Source organism: Aeromonas sp. SrichE-2G (assembly GCF_017939565.1).
Classification (GTDB): domain Bacteria; phylum Pseudomonadota; class Gammaproteobacteria; order Enterobacterales; family Aeromonadaceae; genus Aeromonas; species Aeromonas taiwanensis.
This window is the reverse complement of sequence record NZ_JAGKRG010000045.1, coordinates 1-433: the sequence shown is the minus strand read 5'-3', so window position 1 is coordinate 433 and position 433 is coordinate 1. Positions and strand designations below refer to the sequence as shown.

The following is a 433-nucleotide window of genomic DNA, read 5'->3' as shown; positions in this document are numbered from 1 at the left end:
CGTTTCATAGACCGTTGTGGTGGCCCCACCGGCTGCCACGACAGTGACACTCTGGCTGTCATCCGCCCCCTTGATGTTGATGGTCAGCTTGGCAATGCTCTCGTCCCCATCCGCATCCTTCATCGTGTACCAGACGTCATAGCTCAGGTTCGAGCCCGCCGTCAGCGCCTGCGTGGCCGCCTTGCTGTTGTCCAGCGTATAGCTCCAGGCGCCAGTGGTCGGGTTCTGGGTAAAGGTACCGTAAGTACCAAGGGCACTGACCGCAGCACTGTTGTCATGCCCGGCCGCACTCCAGCCCACGAACACCGCCGGGGTATCTGCACCGGACACATCGTTGTCCAACACGTTGCCATTCAGGCTGCCGGCACCATCCTCCGTGACCGTGCCACCGGTATCATTGTTTGCAAGCGGGGTGTCATCGACAATCCGGATC

Annotated in this window: 1 protein-coding gene; it reads right to left on the bottom strand. The window is 60.7% G+C overall.

Annotated features, from left to right (window positions below):
• Positions 1–433 (bottom strand): VCBS domain-containing protein (locus tag J9885_RS14950; RefSeq protein ID WP_210549908.1); only part of this gene is annotated, 433 nt, incomplete at both ends.